This is a genomic window from Paenibacillus sp. 01T424, from assembly GCF_056398745.1.
On sequence record NZ_JBFTPZ010000016.1, the window covers coordinates 16,696 to 33,037 of the forward strand.

Annotated in this window: 15 protein-coding genes; 8 read left to right on the forward strand and 7 right to left on the reverse strand. The window is 43.9% G+C overall.

Going from position 1 to position 16,342, the window contains the following annotated elements:
- Positions 1–39 precede the first annotated feature (39 nt).
- Positions 40–1,266 carry an ROK family protein gene (locus AC1DPK_RS14275; RefSeq protein WP_441881112.1) on the reverse strand — a complete coding sequence of 409 codons (1,227 nt, stop codon included), beginning with the start codon at positions 1,264–1,266 and terminating at the stop codon, positions 40–42.
- An 85-nt stretch (positions 1,267–1,351) separates the two neighbouring features.
- Entirely contained in the window at positions 1,352–2,245 is an 894-nt protein-coding gene (locus AC1DPK_RS14280) for a hypothetical protein (protein WP_441881111.1), read from the reverse strand.
- A 536-nt stretch (positions 2,246–2,781) separates the two neighbouring features.
- Between AC1DPK_RS14280 and AC1DPK_RS14285 the strand changes: the two genes are divergently transcribed.
- From AC1DPK_RS14285 to AC1DPK_RS14295, 3 genes are all read left to right on the forward strand, one after another.
- Complete coding sequence (locus tag AC1DPK_RS14285) at positions 2,782–3,726, forward strand: acetamidase/formamidase family protein (RefSeq protein ID WP_477510722.1); 945 nt, start codon at positions 2,782–2,784, stop codon at positions 3,724–3,726.
- Between the two features lie 177 nt (positions 3,727–3,903).
- Complete coding sequence (locus AC1DPK_RS14290; RefSeq protein WP_339206240.1) at positions 3,904–4,329, forward strand: MerR family transcriptional regulator; 426 nt, start codon at positions 3,904–3,906, stop codon at positions 4,327–4,329.
- 10 nt (positions 4,330–4,339) lie between these two features.
- A complete protein-coding gene (locus tag AC1DPK_RS14295; protein WP_477510723.1) occupies positions 4,340–5,752 on the forward strand; it encodes an MDR family MFS transporter in 1,413 nt (470 codons plus the stop codon).
- A gap of 42 nt (positions 5,753–5,794) precedes the next feature.
- On the opposite strand, the gene AC1DPK_RS14300 is transcribed toward AC1DPK_RS14295, so the two are convergent.
- The 3 genes from AC1DPK_RS14300 to pyk form a co-directional block, all read right to left on the reverse strand.
- On the reverse strand, positions 5,795–6,169 hold the full coding sequence (locus AC1DPK_RS14300; protein WP_477510724.1) for a hypothetical protein: 375 nt from the start codon (positions 6,167–6,169) through the stop codon (positions 5,795–5,797).
- Between the two features lie 242 nt (positions 6,170–6,411).
- The gene (locus AC1DPK_RS14305; RefSeq protein ID WP_076268563.1) at positions 6,412–6,708 is read right to left on the reverse strand and encodes a hypothetical protein; all 297 of its coding nucleotides are present in this window, start codon (positions 6,706–6,708) and stop codon (positions 6,412–6,414) included.
- A 205-nt stretch (positions 6,709–6,913) separates the two neighbouring features.
- Entirely contained in the window at positions 6,914–8,329 is a 1,416-nt protein-coding gene (gene pyk / locus AC1DPK_RS14310; protein ID WP_477510725.1) for a pyruvate kinase, read from the reverse strand.
- 105 nt (positions 8,330–8,434) lie between these two features.
- Here pyk and AC1DPK_RS14315 point away from each other — a divergent pair, with 105 nt between their 5' ends.
- Both AC1DPK_RS14315 and AC1DPK_RS14320 read left to right on the forward strand, forming a co-directional pair.
- Positions 8,435–9,217, forward strand: coding sequence for an AraC family transcriptional regulator (locus AC1DPK_RS14315; RefSeq protein WP_477510726.1), 783 nt, complete (start codon positions 8,435–8,437; stop codon positions 9,215–9,217).
- A 98-nt stretch (positions 9,218–9,315) separates the two neighbouring features.
- Positions 9,316–9,948: a type 1 glutamine amidotransferase family protein gene (locus AC1DPK_RS14320; protein WP_477510727.1), complete on the forward strand. Its 633-nt coding sequence runs from the start codon at positions 9,316–9,318 to the stop codon at positions 9,946–9,948.
- On the opposite strand, the gene AC1DPK_RS14325 is transcribed toward AC1DPK_RS14320, so the two are convergent.
- Positions 9,925–11,310, reverse strand: a complete 1,386-nt coding sequence (locus tag AC1DPK_RS14325; protein ID WP_477510728.1) for an MFS transporter — start codon at positions 11,308–11,310, stop codon at positions 9,925–9,927. The genes AC1DPK_RS14320 and AC1DPK_RS14325 overlap by 24 nt on opposite strands.
- Before the next feature lie 113 nt (positions 11,311–11,423).
- On the opposite strand from AC1DPK_RS14325, the gene AC1DPK_RS14330 reads away from it, so the two are divergent.
- Complete coding sequence (locus AC1DPK_RS14330) at positions 11,424–12,311, forward strand: LysR family transcriptional regulator (RefSeq protein WP_441881105.1); 888 nt, start codon at positions 11,424–11,426, stop codon at positions 12,309–12,311.
- A 78-nt stretch (positions 12,312–12,389) separates the two neighbouring features.
- Here AC1DPK_RS14330 and AC1DPK_RS14335 read toward each other — a convergent pair whose 3' ends face one another.
- A complete protein-coding gene (locus tag AC1DPK_RS14335; RefSeq protein ID WP_441881104.1) occupies positions 12,390–12,794 on the reverse strand; it encodes a CBS domain-containing protein in 405 nt (134 codons plus the stop codon).
- Positions 12,795–13,298: 504 nt separating this feature from the next.
- On the opposite strand from AC1DPK_RS14335, the gene thrS reads away from it, so the two are divergent.
- Both thrS and AC1DPK_RS14345 read left to right on the forward strand, forming a co-directional pair.
- Complete coding sequence (thrS, locus tag AC1DPK_RS14340) at positions 13,299–15,212, forward strand: threonine--tRNA ligase (protein WP_477510786.1); 1,914 nt, start codon at positions 13,299–13,301, stop codon at positions 15,210–15,212.
- 293 nt (positions 15,213–15,505) lie between these two features.
- A complete protein-coding gene (locus AC1DPK_RS14345; RefSeq protein WP_477510729.1) occupies positions 15,506–16,330 on the forward strand; it encodes a MetQ/NlpA family ABC transporter substrate-binding protein in 825 nt (274 codons plus the stop codon).
- Positions 16,331–16,342: the final 12 nt, after the last annotated feature.

Genomic DNA, 16,342 nt, shown 5'->3' on the forward strand with positions numbered 1-16,342 from the left:
TTAATAAACTTAATTAACTAATTGAAGGGATAGGAGGCTTTAAGCCTCCTGCTCCTCCAGCAGTTCACTGAACATAGTCTCCAATCCAATGGCAATCCCGCCAATCAAAACAGCTTTCGTCTTGAGCGCCGTATCCACGATAGCCGTATTTCCTAGCCCTAAACGCCTAACTTCATCCCGTATTGTATCGGTGTAAGCCGAACCGAGGGTGACGAACCCACCACCCAATATAACGGTATCCAAATCAAGTAAAAATAGCATGTTTGCTACGAAGGCAGCCATAATCTTTGCACAGCGCTTCACATGTTTAACGCTAAGGGCATCTCCTTCTAATGTCGCCATTATAATGTGATTAAAATCGATCTTAGCAATGTCGCCATTCACAGCTTTAAGCAGTCTGCTTTCGCCCCCAGCCTCCAGCTCTGCTCTAACCGATCTGACCAAAGCTTCTATTGTAACCAGATCGCGCAACCGAGAGCTCTCAAATAACCCATCCTGTCGTTCCGTATTCTCTGCCTCTACGTTCACGATGTAATTTTCTATTTCACCTGCAAGATGAAATTTCCCCGGATACAACGATCCTCCAAGCACAATACCAAGACCCACACCCACGTCAACGCTTACAAACACAGCATTTGCGTGACCCTGTGCAGCTCCAAATTTTATTTCACCTAGAACAGCAGAATTGATATCCTTTTGTACCAGTACTCTAACACCGAATTTATTTAGAAGCGGTTCTCTGAAATTCACAGTGCCGAGTCGCTCCAGATACGATCCGCACTTTACGATACCTAAATCATTATCCACTTGACCTGGTATAGAGATAGATATAGCAAGCAATTGATTTACTAATACACTGCTCTTAACAAGAAGTTCATCAATCTTGCTTATTATTAGCTCCATTAACTGGTTGATGTCATATTGTTCAATATCGAATTTCACTTCTTGAATAATAATTGGATTTAGATTTGAAATGCCCACCGTAATACAAGGATTGCTTAGATCAACGGAGATGATATAGCCAAAGTTATCATTCAACCGCAAACGGCTTGCTTTTCTTCCCACACCTGTGAAGCCATCCTCTGTTTCCCTTAGAATGCCTAACTTAACCAATTGATCTGCGTTCGTGCAAACGCTAGGTACACTCAGCTTCAACAGCTTTGACAGCTCACTTCTTGTAGCGCTTTCATCTCTTCTAATCGCATCTATGATTAAATTTTGATTCATGATTCTTACATGTTTCTGCTTTGCTGATACTTTGGACAAACGACAACCTCTCTTCTAAAATTGATTAATAAATAAACTTAATTAAATAATAAGATTTGCCATTATGATTGTCAATAACTATTATTTACATATTCACAAACACGATGGCGAGCAAGCCAATGCCTATTCCGATGATGCCGCCACGAGACATTTTCTCTTTAAATAAAACAGCGGAGAGGATCGTTAGAAGCACAATCATACTTCCATTGACGAGCGGAAACAAATGAAGACCTGACATTCGTCCTGACAAATACGTTATTATCGCATTTCCAGTACCGGTTGATCCTGCTATGGCTACAATGTACAGTGTCAAAATACGAAGCTGTCGTACAGTAGGAATTGGCTTGCTTTGTCTTTGGAATCCCCCAGTGAAAAGAATACCGCAAAGTGAAAATAAGAACGCCGATCCAAATCCTACACACATAAAGGGAATCAGCTCATGCCCCTCAAGTAACGTCTGCTGCCATTTCATGATGATTGGCAAGGTACCATTTAAAATAAAGGCAAGAAGACAATAAACTAACCATTTCATTCCTGCTGCTTCGTGCCCTTTGCTTCCAAACACATTGATGAAATAGAAGGATAGGATAAAAAGAGCAATACCCATAAATTTCATGCCGGTCATCGGTTCATTCCAAAGTACAACACTTGCAACAACAGGCAGAAGAAGGCTTGCTGAGAAATAAAAAGCAGAGTAAGATAACGGTCCCGTATTCATAGCGCAGGAATAGAACAAAACAGTAAGTACAAAAACAAGCCCATAAAACACTCCAAGCACAAGCGTAGCGGTATGGATGCCATTCAAATCTGACATGAGCCATGATACAAAAAAGCCAATAGCAATTATCGCCGTATAAGCCGAACTCCGTTTGAAAAAGGAGGATAATCCCTCATTGTTATTCGTGCTTCTCATTTGTTTCAAAGCTAACGTCTGAATAATGAACATCAGAACAGCGCAAAAGGCCAACAATATATTCAATAGATTCCATCCTTTTTATTCATCTACCATAAACAATATCCAGTCTATGGCGGCCTTCTTCACTATCAACTAGTCACAGCCCACGAATGGGCATTTCATCATATTTATTAATAAAAATCTCAATAATCTAAGGAATGTATGAGGAACCGCCTCCAATAACCGCTATTTTTAAACTTTTTTTCTGCTCCGTCATGCTTTGGACTTCCTAAATGGTTGTAACACTAAAACATACACATCATTAATCTATATCTGTATTTTGGTTCACACTCCTATTCAAATCAAAAAGATATTGGCAAGCGCATGATCTTCATCCCGCTTAGCCTTACTTCTATTGTAAAATAAAAAAAATCGTTCTTCTTATGATAAAGAACGATTTTATAATACTATCTTACTGTATGTAGTCCATGGGGGAGGTTCCAACCGTTAGGACAAACAATGAGCTAAATTGAGATGGACTCACTTCATATAACTATTAATTTTCCAATTATGGTAATATAAATTTGAAAGGCAATTTAGCTTTTTTGGAGGGATCATTCATGACCGTTCACGAAATTGAATTGGCGCAAGGCTCCCTAATTGGCTCGTTTACAACAGAAGTGACTCCGCTGCTTACGATCGAATCAGGTGATTCCATTCGTTTTCAAACGCTGGATGCAGGTTGGGGTACGGGTACAAGCAATCAAGATAGATATAAACCTTTTTCAAGAAGACAGGATATCGATAGTGGGCATGCTTTAATTGGTCCCTTCTTTATCAAAGAAGCAAAAAAAGGAATGACCCTTGAGATTAGATTTAATGATATCATTCCAGGATCATACGGCTTTACAGCAGCAGGCCAATATCCAAATTGGCAAAATCAAAAGCTAAAGCTAACCGAATATAAAGAGATTTCCCTCGATTGGAAACTAGACAAGGAATGGATGAGGGGAACCTGTCTCATTAATGACAAATCGTTTACGGTAGAGCTACAACCCTTTATGGGCGTGATTGGGATGCCCCCGGATAGTCCAGGTATTCATTCCACTTTTCCTCCTCGCGCCTGCGGCGGCAATATCGATTGCAAGGAGCTTGTCAAAGGAAGCACATTATATTTGCCGATCTCTGTAGACGGAGGTTATTTATCCATAGGAGATGGCCACGCTCGTCAAGGCGATGGGGAGATTAGCTGTCAGGCGATTGAGTCTCCAATGGATATAGTTGACGTAACGATAACGGTGAAGGAAGACATCGATTTGACGAATCCTAGAGCGAATACGCCTTCAGGGTGGATTAYGTTTGGTTTTCATGAAGACTTAAATGAAGCCACCGTCGAGGCGCTGGATGGGATGCTTGATCTTATGGGTGAATTATATGGTTTAAACCGAGTGGAAGCGATCGCACTTGGAAGCTCGGTTGTTGACTTAAAGATTACTCAAATTGTGAATGGCATTAAAGGCGTTCACGCTTGCTTGCCGCATGGCGTTTTCAAGTCATCGATATAACTGAGATCAAAAAACAGTCTGGAACATGTAGTTATGTTTCAGATTGTTTTTTTGCTTATGAACGGCAAGTTATTTGCAAAGCTTCTGCTCCATCACTATTGCTCTCTCAAAAGTTAACGTTGACGTTAACTGTCACTAGGAGTATGCTTATTGTAGAAAATTCGGAGGTGCTCGACATTGGATTTGCTAAAAATTGAAGAAGTAGCCAAGCGTACTGGATTAACGAAACGCGCCATTCGGTATTATGAGGATTTTGGCTTAATCTCTGCACCGGAGCGGACGCAAGGCGGTATTCGGTTATATTCAGAGGAAAATATAGAGAAAATCAACAAAATACTGCTCGTAAAAGAGGTGCTCGGCTTCTCGCTTGCAGAGCTTCAGCAGTATATGGAGTTTCAATCGCTCATTGAGCAGCAGAAAAGTGAATATCGTACGAGTGAGGATCGCGAAGCGCGAAAATTGAAGCTTTTCGAAATATCACAGGTGCTCCATAAGGAAAAAACGATGATCGACATGAAAATTAAACGTATGGAGCAGTTTAAAGAAGAACTTACCGAAACAGAGAAGCGGGTACAGAAAGCTTTAGATCAATTACAGGAATAGGAGCATGAATGTGGATACCTCGCAAAAAGCAGCTTCGTCATTTTGGACCATTATGATTGCCGTTTTTTTCGGCAACTTCATGGCCTCTTTGAGTACAACTACGATAAATGTGGCGTTGCCTATCTTTATGGATGATTTTCATGCCAGTTTAAACACGGTGCAATGGATGTTATCCGGTTTTATGATGGCAACAGGTATTATTGCTCCGATTATCGGTTTTATGGGTGATAAATGGAGCTACAAAAAATTATATGTGATCGCACTAGCCGGTTTTACTATAACGTCTGCGCTTTGTACCTTCGCCTGGAGTATTGAATCTCTTATTGCGTTTCGGATTTTGCAAGGATTCTTCAGCGGAATTATTATGCCCACAACGATGACAATCATTTACCAGACCATTGAGAAATCAAAACAGGCTGTTGCCGTCAGCTTCTGGAGCGTATCAGCGATGCTTGCTCCTGCGCTTGGGCCGACGATAGGCGGATGGCTTGCTGAAATTTACGGCTGGAAATCATTATTTCTAATGAACATTCCGATTGGCATTATTGCTGTGCTTATTGCCGCGAAGTACATTCCTAATTATCGATTAAGCACCGGGATTAAGCTGGATTGGATCGGGTTTGGCGCAGTTCTCATCGGAACAAGCGCATTGCTGGTCGCATTTAGCGAGGCGCATAATTGGGGCTGGGCGGGCTGGCAAACACTCGGAATGATCGCTGCTGGTTTAGTCGTGCTTGCTTATTTTGTGGTAAGGACTCTGCGAGTAAGCAATCCTTTATTAAATCTGCGAGTACTGAAGATACCGAGGTTTACTTACGGAGTCATTCTAAACTGCTGTATAACGATTTCCTTATATGCAGGCACGTTACTCGTTCCGATCTTCATGCAAAATATTAAAGGGGAGTCGAGCTTTACTACCGGGATGGTTATGCTTCCAGGTACACTTGCGATGGTATTAATCTCGCTTGCAGTAGGCAGGCTTTATGGCAAAATAGGACCATCGAGGCTAATCTTCATCGGTTTGCTGCTAATGGGATTAGCCACATGGGAGCTTAGCCATGCGAATGTGGCGACAAGCGCGGCATTTATTACGGTATGGGTGGCTATTCGTTATATGGGGATTGGCTTCAGCAACATGCCCGTGACGAACGCTGCGATGTCTGCCGTACCAAGCGTCAATTCAGGTCATGCCTCTGCGGTGATGAACTGGATCAGGCAGGGGACATCAGCGTTATCGATTAGTTTGTTCAGCACGATCCTCTCTGCGCAGACGATTGCTCATTTGGAGGACGGAGTATCGTCCAAAACCATTGCGCTGTCGCTTAGCGTTCAGGATGTTTTCCATCTGGGGACGATTATTATTATCTGCTCTATCCCACTTACGCTATTGCTGCGGAAACGAAAGGCAGCTGCAGTACAATAAGAAAGAGCGCCGATTGCGGCGCTCTTTCTTATTTCATGGAAGTTAAAATACATGTGCGCCTTCCAAGGCGACCTTAATTTTGCCGTTAGTCTCCAGCACCTTCACCTTTACTTTACGGCCAGGCTGATACTGAGGAATATTAACCATATAAATGGCGGTTTTAATGATGGCGCGATAAGGATCTGCATGCTCTCTTGGAATCGTTAATCCGATAAAAACCTCAGGATGACCGTTAATCTCCGTATTGGTTTTTTGTATGGAGCTCACAGTCGCGTCAAAGGATTCGCCATATTTCAAAATAAATTTAGTTTCCCGAGTATCCTTAAACGATTGCCGAATGACGATGAAGGCAAGCAGGAAAAGCGGCACGGAAATGAGGGTAATGACAACTAAGGTGATACTTTCATTTGTACTCACGAATCACCAACTTTCATGGATCATGAACGGTATAGCTTCATGCTGACTCTAAGCTTTTATAATCCTAGAAGAAGCATAACACAACCAATTCAACATGAAAATATTTCCAAAGCCTTATTAAGGAATAGGTACTTTAGCAGCTGTCAAAGTCGTAAACAGTTTATTTTGTACGATAAAAAAAGGCTGTTTCATGAGGTCATTTGACCCGAAACAGCCTTTCTGCTCCTATTCTAGTAATATTTCTATAGGAATGGCGTCTTTTTTACAAAGCTTTGTGCGAGATGGTCAGCATGTAGATCTTTGTCGTTTTTCTTATAGTTTTCAAGAACGTCGATCAAATAATCGTCTGCTGGGTTGTTGGAGCGGAAAATAAACTGCTCTTCATTCTCGATATGTACATCATGTCCGCATTGTTTCAGGACTTCTTGATAATCTTGAACAGTTGGTTTTGTGTTTTCTTCTAGGTACATGAGTCCGGTTAGCGTCTTGGTTGCCGAGCCATGCATAATTTTGAAATGAACGGTATGTTCTTTTTTCATACCCATTCCCTCCTAAGTGTAGAAACGATGTGTTGTTATTATTATAATATGCTCCAAAAGGCATAGGAAAGCATGTCATTTGTGAAAGCTTCATGAAAGATCATTATGTTGAGTCATTCGGGCTGCATTTATATGAGTAAAAAGCTGCATCGTCCTCGGACGGCGCAGCTTTTTGATATCATGCCATTTTTGGCGAAATACTTACTTATACTTGTGCTACTTTGATAAGATTGGTCGCCCCGGCTTGGCCGATTGGCACGCCAGCGGAAAGCACGATAATATCGCCTGTATCAATAAGTCCAGTCAGCTTGGCATTGCGGATAGCGGACTCGAACATTTCGTCTGTTGTTGTTACTGCATCGCCTTTAACCGGAATAACGCCGGAGAGCAAGCAAATTTTTGGAAGCACATGATCATGCTGCGTAATTGCGATAATTGGTGACATCGGACGGTACTTGGATACCATGCGAGCAGTAAAGCCGCTTTCCGTTGAAGTAAGGATTGCTTTGGCGCTCAGCTCAAGCGAGGAGCTAACGACACCTTGGCTAATTACCTCCGTAATGTTCGTGCTTTGCTGCGATCTCTTTTTATCGAATTGCTCTTTATAATCGATCATGGATTCCGCTTTTCTTGCGATGGAAGCCATTGTCCGTACGGATGGGATAGGGTATTTTCCAGCAGCTGTCTCGCCGGAGAGCATCACGACGTCAGCGCCTTGAATAACCGCATTGGCTACGTCGCTTACTTCAGCCCGAGTTGGACGCGGGTTAACCTGCATCGATTCGAGCATATGTGTAGCAACAATAACCGGCTTGCCTACAAGATTACATTTGTTGATCATCTCACGCTGCATCATCGGCACGTCTTCGATCGGTACCTCAACGCCTAGATCACCACGCGCGACCATAATGCCATCGGATGCTTCGATAATTGCATCAAGGTTTTGCATGCCCTCAGCGTTCTCAATTTTGGAAATGATTTGTACATGGCTTGCATTTGCTTCTTCAAGAATGTTGCGGATTTCCAAGATGTCCTCTGCTTTTCTTACAAAGGAAGCAGCAATGATCTCAACATTATGTTTGATGCCAAAATGAATATGCACGACATCGCGCTCCGTTACGCCTGGCAGCGTCGTTTTGATGCCTGGCAGGTTAACGCCTTTGCGAGGTTTCAATATGCCGCCGCTCACGATTTTGCAACGAATATCGTTACCTTCAACCGACAATACCGTCAGATCAACAAGTCCATCATCAATGAGAATCCGGTCGCCTGTTTTTACGACAAGCGGAAGCTCGGAATAGTTTACAGGAAGACGAGTTGCATCGCCGAGTACATCCTCCGTCGTGAGAATCAAATCTTCACCGATAACCAGCTCGCAGGACGCTTCCTTCAGCTTGCCGATCCGCACCTCAGGACCTTTAATATCCATCATAATGGGAACAAAAGTGTTCAGCTCGCGTGCAGCCTGCCGTATATTGTTCATTCGCATAACGTGATCTTCTAATTCGCCGTGAGCCATATTCAGTCTACCAACAGTCATCCCTGCTTGGATCATTTCTTTAATCGTCGAAACGGAGTCGCAAGCGGGCCCCATTGTACAAATAATTTTTGTTTTTAGCATGTTGTAGGCCTCCTTATTTTTTTCATTGTAACGTGAAAAGTCGAAAGGAGATAAGAACTATAGTACAATGAATGTACAATAGTACGGTTCTAAGGAGCGTTCATTATGCTGGCAATTATGGATGTGCATCAGGACAACGGGGCGGATTGGTACGAGGAAGGTGAGGGGCGCATGTTATCCTTTCATCTCTCGTTAGTGACTTATGGGAAATGTGTATATTGGGTGAACGAGGAGAAGGTGATTTTGGAAAAAGGAGATTTGCTCCTTATACCGGGGCATATTCCATACTATGGGAAAAGCATTCCAACGGTCGTCCACACGAAGTATGTGGTCAATTTTTGCAAAATCGTTTCCGAGTGCAGCCTCCCTCTGCTTCAGCTGGAGGAGCCGTTAAAGCAACGGCTCGGGCGCTTTGAAGTGATACAAGAGAGGCTGCGGGGAGTTTGGACACAATACAAGGAGAAACCGCCTTATTATGAACTCATGGCAGAGGCGCTGCTTACGGAAGCGCTGGTCTATCTCAATCAAGAGAAGGATCGCGGAATGATTTCCTCGGACAAGCATCGGCGTGTTGACAGCATGAAGCAATATATTTCGACGCATTATCGCGAGAGGGTGACGAAGGAGGAGCTGGGGGATGTCATTAATACGACACCGAATTATGCGGCTACTTTATTTAAGGCGGTTACGAACCAGACGATCAGCGAATATGTACACAATCAGCGAATGAAGACGGCGATCTACATGCTGACCGAATCGCAGCTGATGATTAGTGAAATCGCCGACTATTTAGGATATAACGATGTTTCGTATTTTTACCGTATATTCAAGCGCATTGTTGGCAGCTCTCCATCTGATTTCCTGCATGAGCGCTCTTCAACCGTTTAATTGATTTCTATCAAATTTAAAAAACTTCACTGACGGAGGATGTCAGTGAAGTTTTTTTATAATAGGGGTATTCAGATATTACAAAAGGAGTGTTTATTATGCAGACAAAAAAAGTATATCTTTATGTTTTTGATACGATGGCAGATTGGGAAGTAGGTTATTTAACTGCTGAGCTTAACTCAGGGAGATATTTTAAAAAGGAGTTAGCGTCTTTAGAGGTCATTGCAGTAGGTGCTGATAAAAATCCTATTACTACAATGGGAGGATTGAAAATACTGCCTGCTATTTCTATTGAAGAGTGTAGTTTGGAAAGTATGGATGTACTCGTTCTTCCAGGCGGAGATACTTGGATGGAACCCATTCACGAGCCTATATTGAAAAAAGCTTCAAAAGCATTAGAAGAAGGAACAGTAGTTGCAGCGATTTGTGGCGCTACAATGGGACTTGCAAAGATGGGAGCGCTCGACTCAAGAAGACATACAAGCAACGATCTCGAATATTTGAAAATGGTTTGTCCTAATTATACGGGAGAAAAATATTATGAAACGGAGCCTGCAGTAACAGATGGAAACTTAGTTACTGCATCAGGTATAGCCCCGCTGGAATTTACGATGCATGTACTGCAGTTGTTGGATGTTTTTGCGCCAAATACATTACAGGCTTGGTTTAAGCTTTATCAGACTCATGAATCAAAATATTTCTTCGAATTAATGGATTCCGTATCGAATTGAGTCCCGGCGCCGCCGGTTCAGGAATACCAAAGACAACGCAATGACCGTGAGGATAATTCCAAGCACATGAAATCCCTCGAAGCTGAACGTATCGCCCATAACGATACCTATCAACAATGAGGAGAGGATGGTTCCAAAGTATCTGGATGTATTAAATAATCCGGATGCTACACCGATTATTTCTTTTGGAGAGCTTTGGAACAAGGATGCTTGCATCCCTACATTGTTCAGCCCGTTGCTAATACCGAATGCAGCCAAAGCTAGACATACGCTAATAACCGGTGAATTTTGATTCAATGTGACGAGCCACACTGACCCAAGTGTCATGAGTATGGCAGATACCAGCAATGCTGGTCTTGGTCCTGATTTATCGATCCATCGTCCTGCGATTGGAGAAGTAACTAGCGAGCATAAGCCTAAGCTTAGCATGAGAATCCCGGTTTGGAACTCACTGACATGGCGTACCATTTGCAAGTAGGATGGTAGCCCGAAAAAGAGCGAGTAATATAATACGTTAACGAGCATGAATTCTACATTAACCCAAGTCATCGCAGGATATTTGGCGAATGTGCGCAGTGGAATAAAAGGTGACGCCGCTTTTAACTCATGTCGAACGAATGCCCCAAGTGCAGCAAGTCCGACCAGCAAGGCAACGACATTTCTGAATGAGACATGTCCAGATGATTTGGCTGAGAGCAATGAAGCGAGCAGGGCAACCAGACCTACTGTAAAGAGCAGGATTCCTGACGCATCTATCAAATCAAACCACATACGAAAAGACATGTCCTTTGCAGCGTGCATTTGCGGTTCATCGATAGGAATAGTTCTCCATGCTAATAGAAAGCTAGCTATCGCAAATGGAATATTGACGAAAAAGATAGCCGTCCAATCCCACGAATGAATCAAGATCCCGCCAATAAAGGGTCCTATGGCTGCCGCTCCCGATAGAAAGATGGACAAAACAGACAGCGCAGTCGCTTGTTTCTCTGTAATATGAATGCGTACAATAGCCATTCCAACGGCAACCATCATGCTTGTTCCAATGGCTTGCACAATGCGGAACACTATGAGCCATCCGAAGTTTGGTGACAGCGGAGCTAGTAATGACGCAACGAAGGCTACAACAAGGCCGGCAAGAAAGATCTTCCTGCGCCCGAATAAATCGCTGGCCTTTCCCATAATAGGCTGAGCGATGCTGCTTGCAATGTAAAAGGAAAAAATAATCCAAGAAACACTTGTAAAATCAAGTTGGAATACATGCTGCAGACGTGGAATAGCAACTGAAACCATCGAAGAATTTAATGGGTTCAATAGTATTCCTAGACCAACGGAGATCATTAACCACCTGCTGCGAACACTCATTTTTGAATCGCCCCCAAATCGTATTAATGTCATCGTACTTGAAATCATTTATTCATTCCAACGCATTTGATGCTATAATCTCATTGACTTGAGGGAATGAATGGGGGCGCAAAATGGAACTTCTTCAACTGCAATATTTTCTTACGGTAGCTCGTTTGGAGCATATGACCGAAGCTGCACGCAATCTGCACGTTACTCAGTCTTCACTAAGCAAAACGATTGGGCGCTTGGAGGAGGATTTAGGGGTTCCCTTATTCGATCGAATAGGGAGGAATTTGCGATTGAATGAGTATGGCAGCCTATTCCTCCGCCGTGCAGAAAGGGCATTGTTTGAATTGGAGCAGGGGAAGCAGGAGCTTAGCGATTTATCCAGCCCGGAACATAGCACGCTCAAATTAGCAGTGACCACTGCAAGCAAATTGCCCAATATCCTTCGTGAGTTTCGGAAAAAACGTCCTGATATTCAATTTCATGTGCAAATGCTCACCACACAGGAAATGGTTACGCTTCTGGATAGAGGAGAAGTGGATTTTTGCTTGTCCTCGCCTCCTATAGAAGGGGATGATATCGAATGTCAAATCGTGTTTATCGACCCGATCCTTGTAGCTGTTCCAAAGGGGCATCGGCTGGCAGATCGAAGCAGCGTATCTTTGGCAGAGCTAAGGGATGAATGGTTTGTCGGAGTGAAAAAAGGTTACGGTACGCGCGATTTAGTGGACTCTTTATGCGAATCGATTGGATTTGTACCAAAATATGTGTATGAGGGGGATGAACCTGCAAGGCTTAGCATGCTTGTAGAGGCCGAAATAGGTATAGCCTTCATACCCAGCACGGCAAGGAATTCGCGGGAACAAATCCATTATCTCCAAATAGAGAATCACGAATTAGTACGGGAGATAGCGCTATTATGGCATAGGAATCGGTATATTTCGCGAGCTGCTCTGGAATTTCGTGAGGTCGTTGCAGCGTATTTTGAAGCGTTATCCAAACAAAGCATTTAAGCGTGTTCACCACTAATTCATCATAAAAGGCTGCCGGCGACGGCAGCCTTCTTGATTTGCATGATCTGGCTTTTCCAATTAATCAGAAATATTTCGGGTATAGTATTCGATGATATCTTTGCGGCGAATAATACCAAGAAAGACACGATCGATGTCTACGACGGGAACGAAGTTCTGATCGGCCGCCAGCGCCAGCATATCGTCCAAATCGGCGTTGATCGCGACACATTCGACTTTCATCCGTTTTTTGATGGAGACGACAGGAATTTCGTGCATTGTATCGAAGGTGAGGCCGGGTGTGGCTTTCAACTTCCATAACAAATCCCCTTCGGAAAGTGTTCCGAAATATAAGCCATTGTCGTCCAAGATCGGAATGGCTGTATAGTGGCTAGCCTCTAATTTATCTATGGCTTCTTTCATATTAGAGGATGTCATGAGGTATGAGACCTCGTTTTTTGGAAATAGAAACGATTTGATGTCCATTGAATCACGCTCCTTTGGTATATTAAAGCATATTTTGTCCGATGGTGCATGTGGAAGTGACTGGGCACGTCTAAAATGATCGAATAAAAATGCTAAAAATTATGCTTATTTCCATGAATACTTGGCTGCAGTTGACTTATTGGAACATTCGAATTACAATTTACCCATAAATAGGCTTTGACCAAAGACATGATTACCTTATACGAGCTGTCCAGAGAGAGAGGCTAAGGCTGAGAGCTTCTCCAGCAACCGATTGTGTAATTACCCCTTTGTAGCCGTGTTATTGAACCCGCTGTTTGCACAAAGCGATTGTAAATAACACCGATTCATCCTCGTTACCGGGTGCTCAATAAGGATCTTGCTGTAACTTTAAGTCTGGCGGATAGCCAGTCATATAAAGCAGCAGATCGAATGAGGGTGGAACCACGAGCTGAACGCACTCGTCCCTTGGTGGGAGAGATGTGTTTTTTTTGCGTTCAACTACATTCGATCGGAGGCTGCATGATGAGTATTGCAATTACATTACCGGATGGAACAGTTAAGGAGTATCCACGGGGGACAACCGCCGCGCAATTGGCGGAATCAATCAGTACTGGCCTTGGCAAAAATGCAGTCGCGGGAAAAGTCGATGGCAGGCTCGTCGATCTGAACGAGCCCATCCTAGCAAGCAGCAGCGTTGAAATTATAACGCTTGATGGTGCTGATGGTTTAGCGATTTACCGTCACAGTACAGCGCATGTGATGGCACAAGCCATAAAGCGTATCTATGGGGAAAAGACTGTGAAGCTTGGGATTGGTCCTGTTATTGAGGATGGCTTCTACTATGACATTGATATCGAGAAGCCGTTGTCTACAGATGATCTTGCTGCGATAGAAGCGGAGATGAGCAAGGTTATTCAAGAAAACCTGCCTATTACGCGTCGTGAAGTGAGTCGCGAGGAAGCGACAGCTTTATTCGCACAGGAGGAAGAGCCGCTCAAGCTGGAGTTAATTCGTGATTTGCCGGACGATTCCATTATTTCGCTGTATGAGCAAGGCGAGTTTGTTGACCTTTGCCGCGGTCCTCATTTACCTTCCACAGGACGCATCAAGGCGTTCAAGCTGCTAAGTGTAGCAGGCGCTTACTGGCGTGGCAATTCGGACAACAAAATGCTGCAGCGCATATATGGCACGTCGTTCCCGAAAAAGGCGCAGCTTGATGAGCATTTGCACCTGCTGGAGGAAGCGAAGAAGCGTGATCACCGCAAGCTGGGCAAGGAATTGGAGCTGTTCATGTTCTCAGAAGAGGCGCCGGGCATGCCGTTCTACCTGCCGAACGGCATGACAATTCGTACGGAGCTGGAGAGCCTGATTCGCGAGAAGCAGTGGCAGCGGGATTATGAGGAAGTACGCACGCCATTTATGATGAACCAGCGGATGTGGGAGCAATCGGGTCACTGGGATCATTATAAGGACAATATGTATTTTACAAATGTGGATGACACGGCTTATGCGCTAAAACCGATGAACTGCCCGGGGCATATGCTGATTTTCAAAAACAGTCTGCATTCGTATAGAGAGCTTCCGATTCGGATGTCGGAATTTGGCCAGGTTCATCGCCATGAGTACTCGGGTGCTCTGAACGGCATGATGCGGGTGCGTACGTTTTGCCAGGATGATGCTCATATATTCGTGCGGCCTGATCAGATTGAAGCAGAGATCAGCCATGCGATCGCATTGATCGACCATATCTACGGCGTATTCGGTTTTGATTTCAAAATTGAGCTGTCGACTAGACCAGAGGACTCAATGGGTTCCGAGGAGCTATGGGATCAAGCGGAGCAATCACTGCGCAGCGTACTGGACAGCCGCAATATTCAATATCGCGTAAATGAGGGCGACGGTGCATTTTATGGGCCAAAAATCGACTTTCATATCCTCGATGCTTTGAAGCGGAGCTGGCAATGCGGCACGATTCAGCTTGATTTCCAAATGCCTGAGAAATTTGATTTGTCCTATATTGGCGAAGACAACCAGAAGCATCGCCCTGTCGTTATTCATCGTGCGGTATATGGATCGATTGATCGTTTTATCGGTATATTGACAGAGCATTATTCAGGAGCATTCCCATTATGGCTCGCACCTGTTCAGGTTAAGCTGCTGCCTGTCTCGGAGAAATATATCGATTATGCCTTGCAGGTGAAGGAAGCACTCGCTGAAGCGGGCATTCGCACTAAAGTGGATACACGGAATGAGAAGCTGGGTTATAAAATTCGCGAGGCTGGCCTTGAAAAGGTGCCTTACACATTGGTACTCGGTGAAAGTGAGAAAAACGCGGGCAGCGTTGCCATCAGGAAAAGAGGCGAAGGTGATCTCGGATCACTAGCGATTGCTGAGGTTGTACAGCGGATTAAGGATGAGGTGCTGGCTAAATCGTAAGATGGCTAGCGCGGCTGCAGCGTGGGGCAATAACCGAGCGGCAGCCGTTCTTCGTTGGAATTGGTCATCCATGGAAGATCTAGCGCTTGAATGACAAATAAAATCGTTGACAGAAGCAATAAATATAATCTATAGTAAGCTCATCGGAATTATAAGAAATCGAGCTGATTAGACGACTAAAAGCTCTTATTTCACGGAACGGCGCAAACAGCCGGCATCGTGGAATAAGAGCTTTTCTGTTTTTCTAGACATGTAATCAGCTTGAAAAACAAATAGGAAGCAGGGGAGATCATATGAAACAAAAGATCGTATTGATTATGCTGACACTGGTATTAACCGCTGTGCTTGCCGCGTGCGGCAACAAATCAGAATTGAGCGGTGCAGAGGGAGAAGGAGAGAACGCGAAGCTTAAGGTAGGTATTTCGGCAGGCGTTGAGGAAGAGATTTGGAAACAGGTGCAGGAAGTTGCGGCAAAGGATAACCTCGATATTGAGCTTGTTGTATTCAATGACTATGTACAGCCGAATAAAGTGCTGGCGGAAGGCGAGCTTGATGCCAATGCATTCCAGCATGAGCCGTATCTCGATCAATTCAAGAAGGATAACAACCTTGATTTGGTGAAGATCGCGAACACGCTTAATTTTCCAATCGGCTTCTACTCCAAAAAAATCAAAGACGTTTCTGAAATAAAGGAAGGCGATGTTATCGGCCTGCCTAATGATCCGACGAATGGCGCACGCGCGTTGATTCTATTTGAAAACGCTGGACTGATTAAGCTTAAAGAAGGCGTTGGCATTAAAGCGACTGTTCGCGACATCGCAGAAAACAAGCTCAAATTGAAATTTGAGGAGCTGGATGCAGCATTCATTCCGAAAGCGCTTGGCGATCTGACGGCGGCAGTAATCAACACCAACTATGCGGTAGAAGCGGGTTTTGTGCCAACGAAGGATGCCATTTTTATTGAGCCAAAGGATTCTCCTTGGGTAAATATTATTGCAGTAAGAACCGAGGACAAGGATAAGCCGGTATTCCAAAGATTGATTAAGGCTTATCATTCCGACCAAGTCAAGAAATTCGTAGAAGAAAAATACGGCACGTACATTGTCGCATCTTGGTAACTCGAAAATAGA

Bases quoted from the DNA above. Each gene is read 5' to 3' on its own strand.
- AC1DPK_RS14305 (WP_076268563.1), bottom strand. From the start codon at position 6,708: ATGAAAAAAGAACATACCGTTCATTTCAAAATTATGCATGGCTCGGCA.
- pyk (WP_477510725.1), bottom strand. From the start codon at position 8,329: ATGCTAAAAACAAAAATTATTTGTACAATGGGGCCCGCTTGCGACTCC.
- AC1DPK_RS14315 (WP_477510726.1), top strand. From the start codon at position 8,435: ATGCTGGCAATTATGGATGTGCATCAGGACAACGGGGCGGATTGGTAC.
- AC1DPK_RS14320 (WP_477510727.1), top strand. From the start codon at position 9,316: ATGCAGACAAAAAAAGTATATCTTTATGTTTTTGATACGATGGCAGAT.
- AC1DPK_RS14325 (WP_477510728.1), bottom strand. From the start codon at position 11,310: ATGAGTGTTCGCAGCAGGTGGTTAATGATCTCCGTTGGTCTAGGAATA.
- AC1DPK_RS14330 (WP_441881105.1), top strand. From the start codon at position 11,424: ATGGAACTTCTTCAACTGCAATATTTTCTTACGGTAGCTCGTTTGGAG.
- AC1DPK_RS14335 (WP_441881104.1), bottom strand. From the start codon at position 12,794: ATGGACATCAAATCGTTTCTATTTCCAAAAAACGAGGTCTCATACCTC.
- thrS (WP_477510786.1), top strand. From the start codon at position 13,299: ATGAGTATTGCAATTACATTACCGGATGGAACAGTTAAGGAGTATCCA.
- AC1DPK_RS14345 (WP_477510729.1), top strand. From the start codon at position 15,506: ATGAAACAAAAGATCGTATTGATTATGCTGACACTGGTATTAACCGCT.